This window comes from Pseudomonas sp. S4_EA_1b (genome assembly GCF_016307435.1).
GTDB classification, from domain to species: Bacteria; Pseudomonadota; Gammaproteobacteria; order Pseudomonadales; family Pseudomonadaceae; genus Aquipseudomonas; species Aquipseudomonas rhodesiae.
This window is the reverse complement of sequence record NZ_JAEILC010000062.1, coordinates 201,675-215,621: the sequence shown is the minus strand read 5'-3', so window position 1 is coordinate 215,621 and position 13,947 is coordinate 201,675. Positions and strand designations below refer to the sequence as shown.

Sequence of the window (13,947 nt, the reverse complement as noted above, 5' to 3'; positions counted from 1 at the left end):
GGGCTGCGAAGCAGCCCCACAAACCCAGGCACCTCGGCGTGCCAGCTGAAACCACATCGCCTGGAATGGCTATCAAAGGTGCGAGGGGGCTTGCCCCCGATAGCGGTGCATCAGCTAAAAAACCACAGGCTGACACTCCACCATCGGGGGCAAGCCCCCTCCCACCTTTAGATCAGTTGCATACATTGACATCAGCGCAAGGCGCGGCGCAGGACCTTGCCCACGGTGGTCTTGGGCAGTTCGGTGGTGCGGAATTCCACGTAACGCGGCACTTTGTAGCCGGTCAGGTATTCCCGGCAGTGGGCAAGGATTTGCTCCTGGGTCAGGCTCGGATCTTTGCGCACCACGACAATCTTGACCTTCTCTCCGGTCACGCCGTCTTCCACGCCAATCGCCGCCACTTCGGCCACGCCGGGGTGCAGGGCCACCACGTCTTCGATTTCGTTGGGGTACACGTTGAAGCCCGAGACCAGGATCATGTCTTTTTTACGATCCACCAGGCGGATATAGCCGCGCTCGTCCATCACGCCGATATCGCCGGTGGCCAGCCAGCCCTCGGCATCCAGCACTTCGGCGGTTTCCTTGGGGCGCTTCCAGTAGCCCTGCATCACCTGTGGGCCGCGTACTTGCAGCTCACCTTGTTCGCCGATATCGGCGACTTCGCCGTCCTCGCGCATAAAACGCACCCAGGTGGAAGGCAAGGGCACGCCGATGCTGCCGGTGAATTCCATCTCGCGCATACGCGAAATATCGATGGGGCTGATGCTCACTACCGGCGAACACTCGGTCAGGCCGTAGCCTTCGATGATCGGCAGCCCGGTGACTTCCTTCCAGCGCTTGGCAACTGACGTGTGCGTGGCCATGCCGCCGGCGATGACCATGCGCAGATCGGAGAAGTCCCGCGCGCAGAATTCCGGGTTCTCCAGCAACCCGTTGAACAGCGTGTTGACCCCGGCAATGCCGTTGAAGCGCTCCTTGCGCAGGATCATCTGCACTCGCTTCACGTCCCGTGGGTTGGCGATCAGGATATTGCGCCCGCCCAGGCACATGAACATCAGGCAGTTCACCGTCAGGGAAAAGATGTGGTACAGCGGCAGCAAGGTCACGTTGGTTTCCTGCTTGTCCTGATCCAACTGGTCCCCGACCCACGCCTTGGCCTGCAACAGGTTGGCGATGATGTTGCGATGGCTGAGCATCACGCCCTTGGCATCCCCCGTGGTGCCCCCGGTGTATTGCAGAAACGCCAGATCATCCAGGTGCATGACCACCGGCTGCGGGTAAAGCGCCCGGCCCTGTTTCAACGCTTGATTAAAGCGCACCGAGCCGCGCAGGTTGAAGGCCGGAACCTGCTTTTGCACGGAGCGCAGGATGAAGTTCATCGCCGCCCCCTTAAAGGTGCCGAGCAGGTCGCCGATGGCGGCGATTACCACGCGTTTGACGCTGCTGCCTTCGATGACTTTTTCCAGGGTGTGGGCGAAGTTTTCGAAGATCACCACAGTTTCGGCGCCGCTGTCCTTGAGCAAATGTTTGAGCTCATGGGCGGTGTACAACGGGTTAACGTTGACCACCACCGCCCCCGCCAGGATGGTGCCGAGCAAACAGATCGGGTACTGCAAGCAATTGGGCATCATCAGCGCCACACGGTCGCCGCGCTGCACGCCCTGTTCCTGCAGCCAGGCAGCGAACGCAAAGCCTTGTACCTGCCAGTCGGCGTAGGTCATTTCGGTGCCGATGCTGACGTAGGCGACACGCTCACGGAATTTTTCCAGGTGTTCCAGGAACACCTCACGCAGCGACGGGTAGTCTTCGATGCCGGCGTCGATATCCGCCGGAACGCCGGGCAGATAAGCGTCCAACCAGATGCGTTCGCGTTGTTCCAGGCTGATAGCGTTCATGGCAGTCTCCTTGTTGTTGTTTTTGACAGCGCTATTTTTCGACGATGGCGGTAATGCCCAGCCCGCCGGCGGCGCAGATTGAAATCAGGCCACGACCGCCACCGCGTTCATGGATCGCCTTGGCCAGCGCCGCCAACTGCCGGCCGCCGGTAGCAGCGAACGGGTGACCGCAGCCGAGGGAGCCGCCGTTGACATTCATCTTGGCCCGCTCGATTGCTCCCAGCGGTGCCGCCAAGCCTAGCCGCTCGCGGCAGTAGTCGGGGTCTTCCCAGGCTTTGAGCGTACACAGCACCTGGGCGGCGAACGCTTCGTGGATCTCGAAGAAATCGAAGTCGGCAAAGCTCAAGCCTTCACGTTGCAACATGCGCGGCACCGCGTAGGCCGGCGCCATCAGCAAGCCTTCACTGCCGTCGACAAAATTCACCGCCGCCGTCTCGCCGGTGCGCAGGTAGGCCAGCACCGGCCAACCGTGCTCGGCCGCCCAGGCTTCGCTGGCCAGCAGCACCACCGAGGCGCCATCGGTGAGCGGCGTGGAATTGCCGGCGGTAAGCGTGCCGTTCTGGCGGTCATAGGCGGGGGACAAGCCGGCGAGTTTTTCCAGGCTGGCGTCGGCACGCAGGTTGTTATCCCGGGCCAGGCCACGATGGGGGCTGATCAGGTCGTCGAAGAAACCGCGCTGGTACGCCGCTGCCAGGCGCTGGTGACTGGTAAGGGTCAGTTCGTCCTGGGCCAGGCGTTTGATCTGCCAGCGCTTGGCCATTTCTTCGCAGTGCTCGCCCATGGACAGACCGGTGCGCGGCTCACCGTTGCGCGGCAGCAGCGGCTTGAAGAACATCGATGGGCGCACCGTGAGCAGCGTCTTGAGCTTGTCGCCCAAGCCCTTGGCGCGGTTGGCCGCCAGCAAGGTGTGACGCAGGGACTCGTTGATGCCGATGGGTGCGTCGGAGGTGGTGTCGGCGCCCCCGGCGACTCCCACTTCGATCTGGCCAAGAGCAATTTTATTGGCCACCAGCAACGCCGCTTCCAGCCCCGTGCCGCAGGCTTGCTGCACATCGTAGGCCGGGGTTTCGGGCGACAACGTGGTAGACAGCAACGACTCGCGCGCCAGGTTGAAATCCCGCGAATGCTTGATCACCGCACCGGCGGCGAACTCGCCCAGGCGCTGGCCGTGCAGGTTGTAGCGGTCTACCAAGCCCTGCAGCGCCGCCACCAGTAAATCCTGGTTGCTGTCGTGGGCGTACACGGTGTTGGAACGGGCGAACGGAATACGGTTGCCGCCGATGATCGCCACGCGACGGGTCGGCGCCGGGTTAAAACTGTAGTGACTCATTGAAGGTTCTCATTGAGGGACAGCAGACCGCGCAGATGGGGCTTGTCGCCCGCACCGTTGCGCACTTCGAAGGCGCGACGCGGGCCGCTGGCGGGTAAGTTCCACAGCGCAACCTGGCCGGGCAACAGGATCGGCAACTTGAATTCGCACTGCACCTCGGCGCGCTCCAGGCCACCCGGCGGTTGCTGGGCGGCGAGCGCGCGGCCCAAGGTCCACATGCCGTGGGCGATGGCGCGGCGAAAACCGAACAGTCTGGCGCCGATCACCGAGGAGTGGATCGGGTTGAAGTCCCCGGAGACTTTGGCAAACCGTCGCCCCAGGTCGGCCGGCAACAGCCACTTCTGAGTGCGTACCAAACTGTCTGAAGGCAGCGCCAGCGCTTCGTCCCAAGGCGCGCCGACCGGATCGGCCACGCCCCGGCGCAGATACAGACTGTCGCCCTCCCACACCAGTGCGCCAGCGCTATAGGCACGGGTGGCGATGCTCAGCGCCTGGCCCTTGGGGTGCGCGACCCAGCGTTCGGCATACACTTCCAGCCGCAACGCCTGGCCTTCCTGCAAGCGCTGATGCTGCCGGATACGGTTGGCCAAGTGCACCATGCCACTGGCCGGGTACGGAAAACTTGGGCGGGTCAACAGCATCAAGTGCAAAGGAAAGGCCAGCACATGGGGATAGGTTAATGGCACGCCCTGCTCACGGCGAAAACCGCAGGCGCGGCCATACGCGGCGATACCCTCAGCCGACAGCTCCACCGCCGGGCGTACCAGGCGCGCCTTGGGCAGCTGCGGCGCGCCGTCGAGCTTGGGTTTGCGCAGTGCGCGCACACCATCCAGCAGCAGTCGCGTGCGTGACGGTGGTGGGTCGATGATCTGCGTCAGGTCGTCCATGGCTTCAGGCTCCCAACAAGCTTTGGCCGCAGACGCGCACCACTTGGCCGTTAACCCCGCCCGACGCCGGATGGGCCAGCCAGGCAATGGTTTCGGCCACGTCGATCGGCTGCCCGCCCTGGGACAGCGAATTCATCCGCCGCCCCGCCTCGCGGATCATCAACGGGATGCGGGCAGTCATCTGCGTCTCGATAAAGCCCGGCGCCACGGCATTGACCGTAACCTGCTGGGTCGCCGCCCGTGGCGCCAGCCCTTGCACCAGGCCGATCACCCCGGCCTTGGAAGTGGCGTAGTTGCTTTGCCCGAGGTTACCGGCGATGCCGGAAATCGACGACACGCACACAATGCGCCCGCCGGCATTCAGGCCCTGGCCGTCCAGCAACGCATTGCTCAGGCACAGCGGCGCTTGCAGGTTGACCGCCAGCACGCTCTGCCACGCCGCTTCGCTCATCTTGGCGATGGTTTTATCGCGGGTGATCCCGGCGTTATGCACCACCACATCGAAGGCACCGTACTGGCTGACATGGGCCTGCAACGATGAGGCGGCGTCGGGCGCGGTGATATCCAGCGGCAATGCCGAACCGTTCACTGAGTCGGCGGCCTGTTGCAACGCAGCCTGGGCCTGGGGCACGTCCACGCACACCACGTGCGCGCCGTCGCGAGCCAGTACCTGAGCGATCGCCAGGCCAATGCCACGGGACGCACCGGTAACCAACGCACGGCGGCCAGCGAACGGCTTATCCCAATTGACCGTGACGTGACCATCCACCGGGGCTTCCACGCGCACCACCTGCCCCGACACATAGGCCGAACGGCGCGACAGGAAAAACCGCAGGCTGCTGTCCAGCGCGTCTTCAGCCCCCGGCGCTACGTACAGCAACTGCACGGTGATGGCCCGGCGCAGTTCCTTGGCCAAGGACCGCACCAGACCTTCGAGGGCGCGCTGGGCGACGGCTTGGGGCAAGTCCGCGCAGTGCTCCGGCGCCGTGCCGAGCACCACCACCCGCGCGTGCTGGCCGAGGCGTTTGGCGTTGCAGTGGAAGAACGCGTACAGCTCGTCGAGTTGTTCCAGGTTAGCCACGCCGCTGGCATCGAACACCGCGCCCTGCACCTTGACCGTGGAGGGCGCCTTGAGCGTCGCCGCAGTGGCGGCCACCGTGTCGGTGGCGCTGAATATCCGTTGCACCTGGGCCGTCAGGCGCCCTGCCCCGGCGACGATCACCGGATTGACCAGGCCCTGCTGGCCACTGCGATGGCGCTGCAGCGGCAAGGGCTGGGGCAAGCCCACCGCCTGGGCCAGGCGACGGCCCCAGGGGGAATTGACGAAGGTTAGGTAGCTGTCACTCATATCAGCAATCACTCTCAACACATTCTGACCGTGTAAACCCGATCCAATGCGGGAAGGGCTTGCTCCCGATAGCGATCTAGCCGTCACCGGCTCATTGGCTGAACCACCGCTATCGGGGGCGAGCCCCCTCCTACACTGACCGGGGTTTCTTAGTTGACCGAGGCGTTTTCGCCCTGGGCCGTACGACGCTTGGCGACCGGTTCCAGCGCCTGCTTGCGTTGCTGCAACGCCTCCAACAATCCGAAGTCCTGAGGGAAGTCATCCACCTGGATGCCGTGATCGGCGTATTCCACGTAGCGGGCGAGCAAGGTGTCTTCGTCGTCGCTGATCAAGTCCAGGGCCCGGGCCTTGATGCGCCAGGCGGTAAACGCAGTGGTCGATACCGGCAGCGGTTCGAGCAGGCCCTGCTTGATCGCCGGCTTGAGGCGCGCTTCGATCAGCTCGACCTGGGGCAGCAAACGGAAACCCAGTTCGCCGTAGGCCAGCTTGTCGATTTCCGGGCGCGGGATGTAGGAATCGGCCAGCAAGCGGTCGCGGGTGGCGCCGGGGGTCTGCACCGCATCGGCGACGTCGGCTAACAGGCGGTCCGACGGTTTGCGCAAGGGCAGACCGAATGGAAAACTCAAGGCCCGCACCGCGCGCGCGGCGGTTTTGGAGGGGTAATTGTCGAGCACTTCGGCCAGGGCTTCATGGGCGCGCAGCAACGCGTCCTGGGCCGACCAATGCACCAGCGGCAGGTCCGCCTGGGGCCGGCCATCGTCCTCAAAGCGTTTAAGCACGCAGGACAAGATGTACAGCTGCGACAGCACATCCCCCAGGCGCCCGGTCAGGCTTTCCTTGCGTTTGAGCGCACCGCCCAGCACGCCCATGGAGATATCCGAGATCAACGCCAACACCACCGACAGCCGATTGGCCTGGCGGTAGTAGGACGCCAGCGCCGGTTCGGTCTTGGCCGGTGCGGCAATCAGCTTGCCACCGGTCAGTGCATGCACCGCCGCGCGTACGGTATTGGCCAGCACAAAACTCACGTGGCCGAACATGGCGCTGTCGAAGGCTTCCAGGGCCTGGCGCCGGTCCGGGTTGCGCGCCGCTTCCATCTCGCGGAACACATAGGGATGGCAACGGATCAGGCCCTGGCCAAAGATAATCAGGCAGCGCGTCATGATGTTCGCGCCTTCCACGGTGATGGCGATGGGGCTTTGCTGATAGGCGCGGGCCAGGAAGTTATTGGGGCCCATGCAGATGCCCTTGCCGGCGACGATGTCCATGCCGTCGTTGACTATCATCCGCGCCCGCTCGGTAACGTGGTACTTGGCGATGGCCGAGATCACCGAGGGTTTTTCTCCAGCATCCAGGGACGCCACCGAGACTTTGCGCACCGCGTCGCAGGCATACAAATGCCCGGCCATGCGCGCCAGCGGCGCTTGCACCCCTTCGAACTTGCCGATGGGCAGGCCGAACTGTTTACGCATGGCGGCGTAGGCCGTCGTGCCCCGTACCGCCACCTTGCCCAGGCCGACGTTGGCCGACGGCAGGGAAATCGCGCGGCCGGCGGCCAGGCATTCCATTAACATGCGCCAGCCATTGCCAACCTGCTCGCGGCCGCCGATCACCCAATCCAGTGGGATAAATACGTCTTTGCCGGTGGTCGGGCCGTTCTGGAACACCGCGTTAAGCGGCCAGTGCCGCCGGCCGCTGTTGACGCCGGGGTGGGCGGTGGGAATCAACGCACAGGTGATGCCCAGGGAGCCGGCCGCGCCGAGCAGGCCGTCCGGGTCTTCGGCGCGGAATGCCAAGCCCAGCACCGTGGCGATCGGGCCGAGGGTGATGTAGCGCTTGTCCCAGGTTACGCGAAAGCCCAACACTTCCTGCCCTTCATGCACGCCTTTGCAGACGATGCCCACATCGGGAATCGCCCCGGCATCGGAGCCGGCATAGGGGCTGGTCAGGGCGAAGCACGGGATGTCTTCGCCACGGGCCAGGCGCGGCAGGTAGTAATTGCGCTGCGCCTCGGTGCCGTAATGCAGCAGCAGTTCGGCCGGGCCCAGGGAGTTGGGCACCATCACCGAAATCGCCGCCGCCGAGCAACGGGTGGACAACTTCATCACCACTTGGGAATGGGCGTAATGGGAGAAGCCTTTGCCGCCGTATTGCTTGGGAATGATCATGCCGAGAAACCCGGCGCTCTTGGTGTACTGCCAGCCTTCGGGCGACATGTCCTGCCAGATCTGGGTGGTTTCCCAATCGTTGGCGATGTCGCACAGGGTTTCCACTTCGTTATCGAGAAACGCCTGTTCCTCGGCACTCAGGCTGGCCGGAGCGGCCTGTAACAGCCGCTGCCAGTTGGGCTTGCCGCTGAATAGTTCGGCGTCCCACCACACCGTGCCGGACTCGATGGCTGCGCGCTCGGTATCAGACATGGCCGGCATGATCGTACGAAACAGGCCGAGGGCTTTGCTGGTCAACAACGCGCGGCGCAGGGGCTTGATCGTCATCAGCAGCGCAGGCGCCACCACCAGCAGCGCGGCGACCGTGACGCCAACACCGGCAACCACGGAGAACAGGTAACCGAATGCCAGCCACACCAGGCTGCCCCCCAACCACTGGGCCGCCGCCGCTTGTCGATACGCCAGGGCAAGCGCCGCTACGAAACCCGCCAATAACCAGATAACCATGGGATACCTCTACTCGATTCAGGGCACGACAGCTACGCAGCTCGCTAAAACGCGACAGCGGCGTAACGCCACACTACAAACTGGGAAACACAAATTCAAATTTTGTTTTGAAATTTTTATTTAATGCTTGGACCAAAAAATAGCGGCTGAGCGGGCTCAGCCGAAGTGTTGAAAAATGGTCGAACGAGGCAGCCAGATGCGCTGACTGCCCTCGCTGATCAGCCCAGGATCAGAACGCGTAAGTGGCCGACACACTCACCACATCACCCGACGACTCGGCTTTACCGTCCAGACGCGCGCCGCCCAGGCGATCGACGTTTTGAGTCTTGAGCTTGACCTCCTGAACGAACTGGTGGGAATACGCCAAGTCCAGGCTCAAGCCCTTGACGGCTTTAACGTCGTAACCGGCGCCCAAGGACAGGAACGTACGGTCGCCGTCGGGAATCCGCGGGTCGCGCGTCGAGTTGCGGGTGGGTGTCTGGTCAAGGGCCACACCGGCACGCAGGGTTAGTTCATCGGTCAAGCGATAGTCGCCGCCCAAGGAATACATCCAGGTGTTCTTGTAGTTGTAGGGAATGGAGACAACCGTGGTGCCTGCGGATTCGAGGGTCAGGTTCTTGAACGACGACCATTCGGTCCAGGTGACGCTTGCGCCCATGGTGAAACGGTCATTGAACTGATGCACCCAGTCCAGGCCCGCTGTGGCGGGAATGTCCAGTTGCACGCTGGCATGGGCACCGTTCGGGTACAACTCAAGCCCTGGATAGGCGGTATTGACCAGCGTACCGGTGCCGCCAAACGGGCTCGGCTGGGTCATCAGGTTATTGGAGAACTGATCGGCACGGACAGTGTACTTGCCGGTCATCTTGTTCTTGATCTTGGCGTGGTAGTTCAGGCCCAGCGTGTCGCGGTCGGTGGGTTTCCACACGATACCGGTAAACCAGCCAGTCGAAATATTGTCGACCTTCACCCGCATCAGTGCGGTGCCCACATCCGATGGGAAGTTGATGCCGCCCAGGACCGAATCGGACACGGCGGCGGCGGACAGCAGGTCGACGTTCTGACTGACGAAGCCCTTGCTGTGCTGCACGATCAACCCGCCACCAAGGGAGAACTGATCGTTGACCTTGAAGGACAAGGAGCCTGTGAGCCCCACTGTTTCGATTTTGGTGTCCACGGCAAAGTCGCGCAGTTTGGAATTTTCATCCCAGGTGGAACGCATGCCTTGTGGGACGACCTGGCTCAAGCCAAACGCGAACCGGTCCCCAAGGGGCATGACCATAAAGCCGGTGGGTAACCAAGCGGTAAAACCGCCCTCGCCGCCGTCGTTGTTATTCTGGGTGGTCGCAGCCAGGTCAGGGAAACCGTTGGCGTCCAACGGTGTGCTGGAAGTCGGGTTGCCGGTGTAGTCGAAGGCATCGCCCTTGTACTTGATCTTGATGCGCGCGTAGTCGACGGTGAGTTGCGCCACATTACGGTCGACGAAGGCCATGGCCGCTGGGTTGTTGTACGCCGAGCTGGGATCGTTTTTAAACAGCGAACCGCCGGCAAAGGCCCGGCCCCAGCCTGGTGCGCCATAGGTGGGTGTTGAAAAACCGCCGGCCTGAACAGGTGCGGTCATCACCACGCCGCCTATCAATGCCAGCCCCAGCAAAACCTGCATCTGTTGTTTCTTATTATTCATGCGGCACTCCTTATTATTATCGCTCTGAGCCGGCCCTGCCGGTTCGTCTTGCTGCCTGGCCCTGCTTGAACCGGCGCCCGGTAAGGGCGCCGGCTTTTTTACGGGTGATCAGCCCTTCGTTCTCAGCCGACCATCAAGGCACGATGGTCAGCGCTGGGCTTGGGGTGACGCTCAGACTGACGACGGTGCAGCTGCCGCTCAGGGTCTGGTTGGCCGCCGTCAGCACCCCGCCGCTGTAACCCACGGCGATGGTGGACGGGCCGCAATTGGAAGCCGGGTACAGAATCGAGGCAGCGATGGTGTAGCCGACGTTGGTCACGGAACCCGCCGACGGGCCGGTGGCGGACAGGGTCCAAGGCAGCCCGGTGATTTTCGGCAAGGCGCAGAGCCCGCCACCGGTTACCGCTACACCGGTGATTTTGGCAACGCCAGTGGCGTCAACATTCCCGGTGAAGGTAGCACCGCAGTTAACGGTGCCCTGGAACGAAGAAGGTGATTTCACCGAAATCGTCCCTGGCGCGGTGAAGCTGGTATTTACCGGAGCGATGCTATAGGCGTTCGCCATCGACGCAGCACCCATGCAGACAGCCAAAGCAGACAACGATACGAGGGTTTTCAAGCTTTTCATTGTTTTTCCTCACATGTTATGGCGAATTCATTTCGCCAGGGGGTAATGGCCATGAACGAGAGGTCACGGTGAAACTGCAGAACTTCCCTTTCCAGCCAAATCTCAATGTAATTACCGCTATTAACGTGTGTTGCTATTCAACGACCTTGAAGTTAGGCGGCATCTTGATCGACACCGTTTTAATCTTGCAGTCTTCGCCAATCGGCACATTGGCCGCTTCCAACTTGCCGGTGGCGTTATCCCAGGTGCCGTCGGCGGTGGAAGGACCGCACTTACCGCCCAGGCCGAAAGCATGTACGTCGACACTGATTTTCGACATGGACCCACTACGACTGTCTTTAGCCACCAATACCCACGGCAAGTTAATCGCTTCGACCCGGCTGCACTTGAGGCCGCCGTCGAATTCAACTTTATCGACATTGACCGATGAACCATCGGCCGCCACTTTCCCCGCCACTTTGATGGTGCAATCGGCGCTGATCAGCGCGCCCTTGGAAAAACTGATCGGCCCCTGGGCCGTAAAGGCGCTGCCGGCCGGTTCGATACGGGCAGCCTGGGCCTGGTGATAGGCGATCAGGCCCAACGCAGCCAGTACAACATGGGCAGTGAATTTGGCAGGTGCTTGCATGGTAGACGTCCTTCCCTTTAATTGTTTTTGTTCGGGTCAAACACAACTTGCTGAAAACTTGAGCGGTAAATCGAGGGCGACAAAACCCCCACGCTGGATATATCTGGCGCCGTTAACGCTCGCTTTAATTACATTAGAACGGGGTCGCGTTATTCCCGTACTTTTCCAGGTATTTCAAACGCTGTGACGGCTGCAGATTGGTCAGGGTGATATCCCCGGCATAATGCTTAAGTACCCGATGGTCCATGCGTCGGCGCCACAAGTACGGCACATAAGCCCAGACAATCATGCTCGCATAACCGTAGGGAAGTTGCGGCGACTCATCGAAATGACGCAGCGACTGATAACTGCGCGTGGGGTTGGCATGGTGGTCGGAATGGCGCTGCAACTGGAACAGAAAGATGTTGGTGACAATCCGATTGCTGTTCCAGGAGTGCCGTGGCGAGCAGCGCTCATAACGACCGTTGGGCAACTTCTGACGTTTAAGGCCGTAGTGTTCGACATAGTTCACCACTTCCAGCAGCGAGAATCCGTAGATGCCCTGAATAATCAGAAATGGAATCACCGCGGCACCCAGCCAGGCGATCATCGCGCCCCACAGCACCACGCTGTACATCCAGGCACTGAGCACGCCGTTTTTCCAGTGCCAGGCCGGCAGGCCCAGTTTGCGCAGGCGTTCACGCTCCAGGTTCCAGGCCGAACGTGCGCTGAACCACACCGAGCGCGGCAGGAAGGCCCAGAAACTCTCGCCCAGACGCGAGCTGGCCGGGTCTTCCGGGGTGGCCACGCGGACGTGATGGCCACGGTTGTGTTCGGTGTAAAAGTGCCCGTAAAAGGTCGGCGCCAGGGTGACCTTGGCCAGGAACACTTCCAGGGGTTTGGGTTTGTGCCCCAGCTCATGGGCGGTGTTGATCGCAATGCCGGTGGCGGCGCCGGTCGACATGGCCATGCCCAGGTAAGTGAACCAGCTCGGTTCGCCATGCAATTGCGTGCGGGCGGTGACGTAAGTGGCCAGCTGGGACATCCAGTTACCCGGGTCGAGATGGGCGGTGGCCCGAATCAGCCCGCCGTCGATGATCCAGGCGATACCGCCCGCAGCGAGCCAGCCGGTGATCACCACCGAGGCGATGACGAACAGCACGCCGGTGTAGACGATCCAGCGGTAATAGCGTTGGGATTCGAGGTGGCCGACGGCGGATTCCGGCGGGTTGCTGACGTCTTCGCCGAGCAGGCCGTCGATCAGCGGGATCAGGCCGAAGATCACCAACACCCCGACCCACCACAGTTGCTGGATACCGGTGCTGATCGCCAATGCCCCGGACAACAGCGGTGTGGCCAGGGGCATGATGCCCAGCCACCACAGGTGGCGTTTACCGTCGGCCCATACGGTCGGTGCTGTAAGGGTCTGGTTCATGGCAGCCTCCGGGCGACACGCGCCGACAGAGGGGCACACAGCAGGTGCAGGGAGCGCAGAAGGCTGCGGGAACATAAACGGGCGACAAAAGGCGTTTTTTTCATTGTTATTCGCTCTTAGGCACTTCAAAAAATTCATTTCAAAATAAATATTGAAATATTTTTTTAAATAGATAGCGCGGAATCGTTAGGTCGTCAACTACTTTGTCGAGGGCTTTTTGACGTGACTGCGCAGTCTGTTTTTCTGCTCTGCAGTCAGGTCTCTAAAACAACCTTTTGCCTCGCCCTCGGCCACGACCCACCTCACGATTATTTATTCGCCAGCGCAACGGGCGGGGGTAGAGGCGCGACGTTTTGCAGCGGCCGCGCACGCTTGGCCACCTGCTGCACCAGCTCCACCACCCGCGCCGTGGCGGTAATCGGCAGCATATGGCCGCGCCCCTCCACCAGTTGCAGTTTCAGGCCCGGCACCGCGTCGGCGAGGGCCTGACCGTGCTTGCGAAAGTCCAGCACGCGGTCCTGGGCACCGTAGATCAGGCCAATGGGCAAGGTCAGGCTCGTGTAGCGCTTGACCATCTGCGGCAGGTCATCGTTGACCAGGGCAATTTCACTGGAGGCGGCATAGAAGTTGTTCGGGCGCATGCCCAGCAACCCCCCGCCGCGGGTGGCGAAATCGTCTGGGGCGGGGTCCGGCGCGAAGACGCCCTTGACCACCGTGCGGCGGGTCAACAGGCCAATGGGCACTGTCAGCGTGTGGGCGACCCAGCGGCGCAGCCAACCGGGACGTACCGCCAGTGACCAGAACACCAGCGGCAAAGTCGGTTGGGGATGAGTCAGCGGCGCCACCAGCACAAGGCCCGCTACCGTCTCAGGATGATCCAGGGCCAGCGCCAGCGAAATCGCACCGCCCAGTGAGTGCCCCAGCACCAGAGGTTTGTCCAAGCCCAGGGTCTGCATAAACCTGGCAATCTGCCGCGCCTGCCCCGGCAAGTCGGCTGCGGTGCCTGCGTGGCGCGTGGAATAACCCGAGCCCGGACGATCAAGGGTGATCACCCGAAAGTGCTCGCGCAACTGCGCGGACAAGGCGTAGGTGAGGTTGCGACTGCTGCCCATCAGCCCGTGAATCATTACCAGCGGCGGGCCTTTGCCCTCGTCCCTATAGTGGAAGCGTTCGCCGTCGACCTCGACAACATGCCCGTCGCGCGGCACCGCCGCTTCAATGCGCCGCGTCTTCCAGGCGCTAAAGCCCCAGGCCAGCACACACGCTCCCACACCCGCAGCCACCACCCATTCCATCGTCATGCGCTCGGTCCTCTGCATTCCCTGCCGCCGCGCACCCCACCGGAATTGGTCGGGCTTCGGCCACCGTCCACACCCTGGACCCGAACCTCATGCACAGCGTGCGCGTCCGTCGGACAAATCGCACATTTGAGACAAGGACCTAGCGTAGGCGATATTT

10 protein-coding genes are annotated in these 13,947 nt (G+C 62.2%); all 10 read right to left on the bottom strand.

What is annotated here, in order from left to right; translation table 11 throughout:
* Window positions 1–191: 191 nt before the first annotated feature.
* The gene (locus tag YA0848_RS20695) at window positions 192–1,895 is read right to left on the bottom strand and encodes an AMP-binding protein (protein ID WP_169903089.1); all 1,704 of its coding nucleotides are present in this window, start codon (window positions 1,893–1,895) and stop codon (window positions 192–194) included.
* A 31-nt stretch (window positions 1,896–1,926) separates the two neighbouring features.
* Window positions 1,927–3,225, bottom strand: coding sequence for an acetyl-CoA C-acetyltransferase (locus YA0848_RS20690; RefSeq protein ID WP_040268513.1), 1,299 nt, complete (start codon window positions 3,223–3,225; stop codon window positions 1,927–1,929).
* On the bottom strand, window positions 3,222–4,112 hold the full coding sequence (locus YA0848_RS20685) for a MaoC/PaaZ C-terminal domain-containing protein (RefSeq protein ID WP_169903091.1): 891 nt from the start codon (window positions 4,110–4,112) through the stop codon (window positions 3,222–3,224). The genes YA0848_RS20690 and YA0848_RS20685 overlap by 4 nt, the downstream gene beginning before the upstream one ends.
* Window positions 4,113–4,116: 4 nt before the next feature.
* Window positions 4,117–5,460 carry a 3-oxoacyl-ACP reductase gene (locus YA0848_RS20680; RefSeq protein WP_169903092.1) on the bottom strand — a complete coding sequence of 448 codons (1,344 nt, stop codon included), beginning with the start codon at window positions 5,458–5,460 and terminating at the stop codon, window positions 4,117–4,119.
* 149 nt (window positions 5,461–5,609) lie between these two features.
* A complete protein-coding gene (locus tag YA0848_RS20675; protein WP_169903094.1) occupies window positions 5,610–8,135 on the bottom strand; it encodes an acyl-CoA dehydrogenase in 2,526 nt (841 codons plus the stop codon).
* A 229-nt stretch (window positions 8,136–8,364) separates the two neighbouring features.
* The gene (locus YA0848_RS20670) at window positions 8,365–9,819 is read right to left on the bottom strand and encodes an outer membrane protein transport protein (RefSeq protein WP_103387527.1); all 1,455 of its coding nucleotides are present in this window, start codon (window positions 9,817–9,819) and stop codon (window positions 8,365–8,367) included.
* 133 nt (window positions 9,820–9,952) lie between these two features.
* Entirely contained in the window at window positions 9,953–10,447 is a 495-nt protein-coding gene (gene praB, locus YA0848_RS20665) for an alkane oxidation protein activator PraB (protein ID WP_034098267.1), read from the bottom strand.
* A gap of 133 nt (window positions 10,448–10,580) precedes the next feature.
* Window positions 10,581–11,075: an alkane oxidation protein activator PraA gene (gene praA, locus YA0848_RS20660; protein ID WP_034098269.1), complete on the bottom strand. Its 495-nt coding sequence runs from the start codon at window positions 11,073–11,075 to the stop codon at window positions 10,581–10,583.
* 133 nt (window positions 11,076–11,208) lie between these two features.
* Window positions 11,209–12,489 (bottom strand): alkane 1-monooxygenase, encoded by a 1,281-nt coding sequence (locus YA0848_RS20655; protein ID WP_034098271.1) that lies wholly within the window; start codon window positions 12,487–12,489, stop codon window positions 11,209–11,211.
* Window positions 12,490–12,797: 308 nt separating this feature from the next.
* The gene (locus YA0848_RS20650) at window positions 12,798–13,790 is read right to left on the bottom strand and encodes an alpha/beta fold hydrolase (RefSeq protein ID WP_034098273.1); all 993 of its coding nucleotides are present in this window, start codon (window positions 13,788–13,790) and stop codon (window positions 12,798–12,800) included.
* Between the last annotated feature and the right edge of the window lie 157 nt (window positions 13,791–13,947).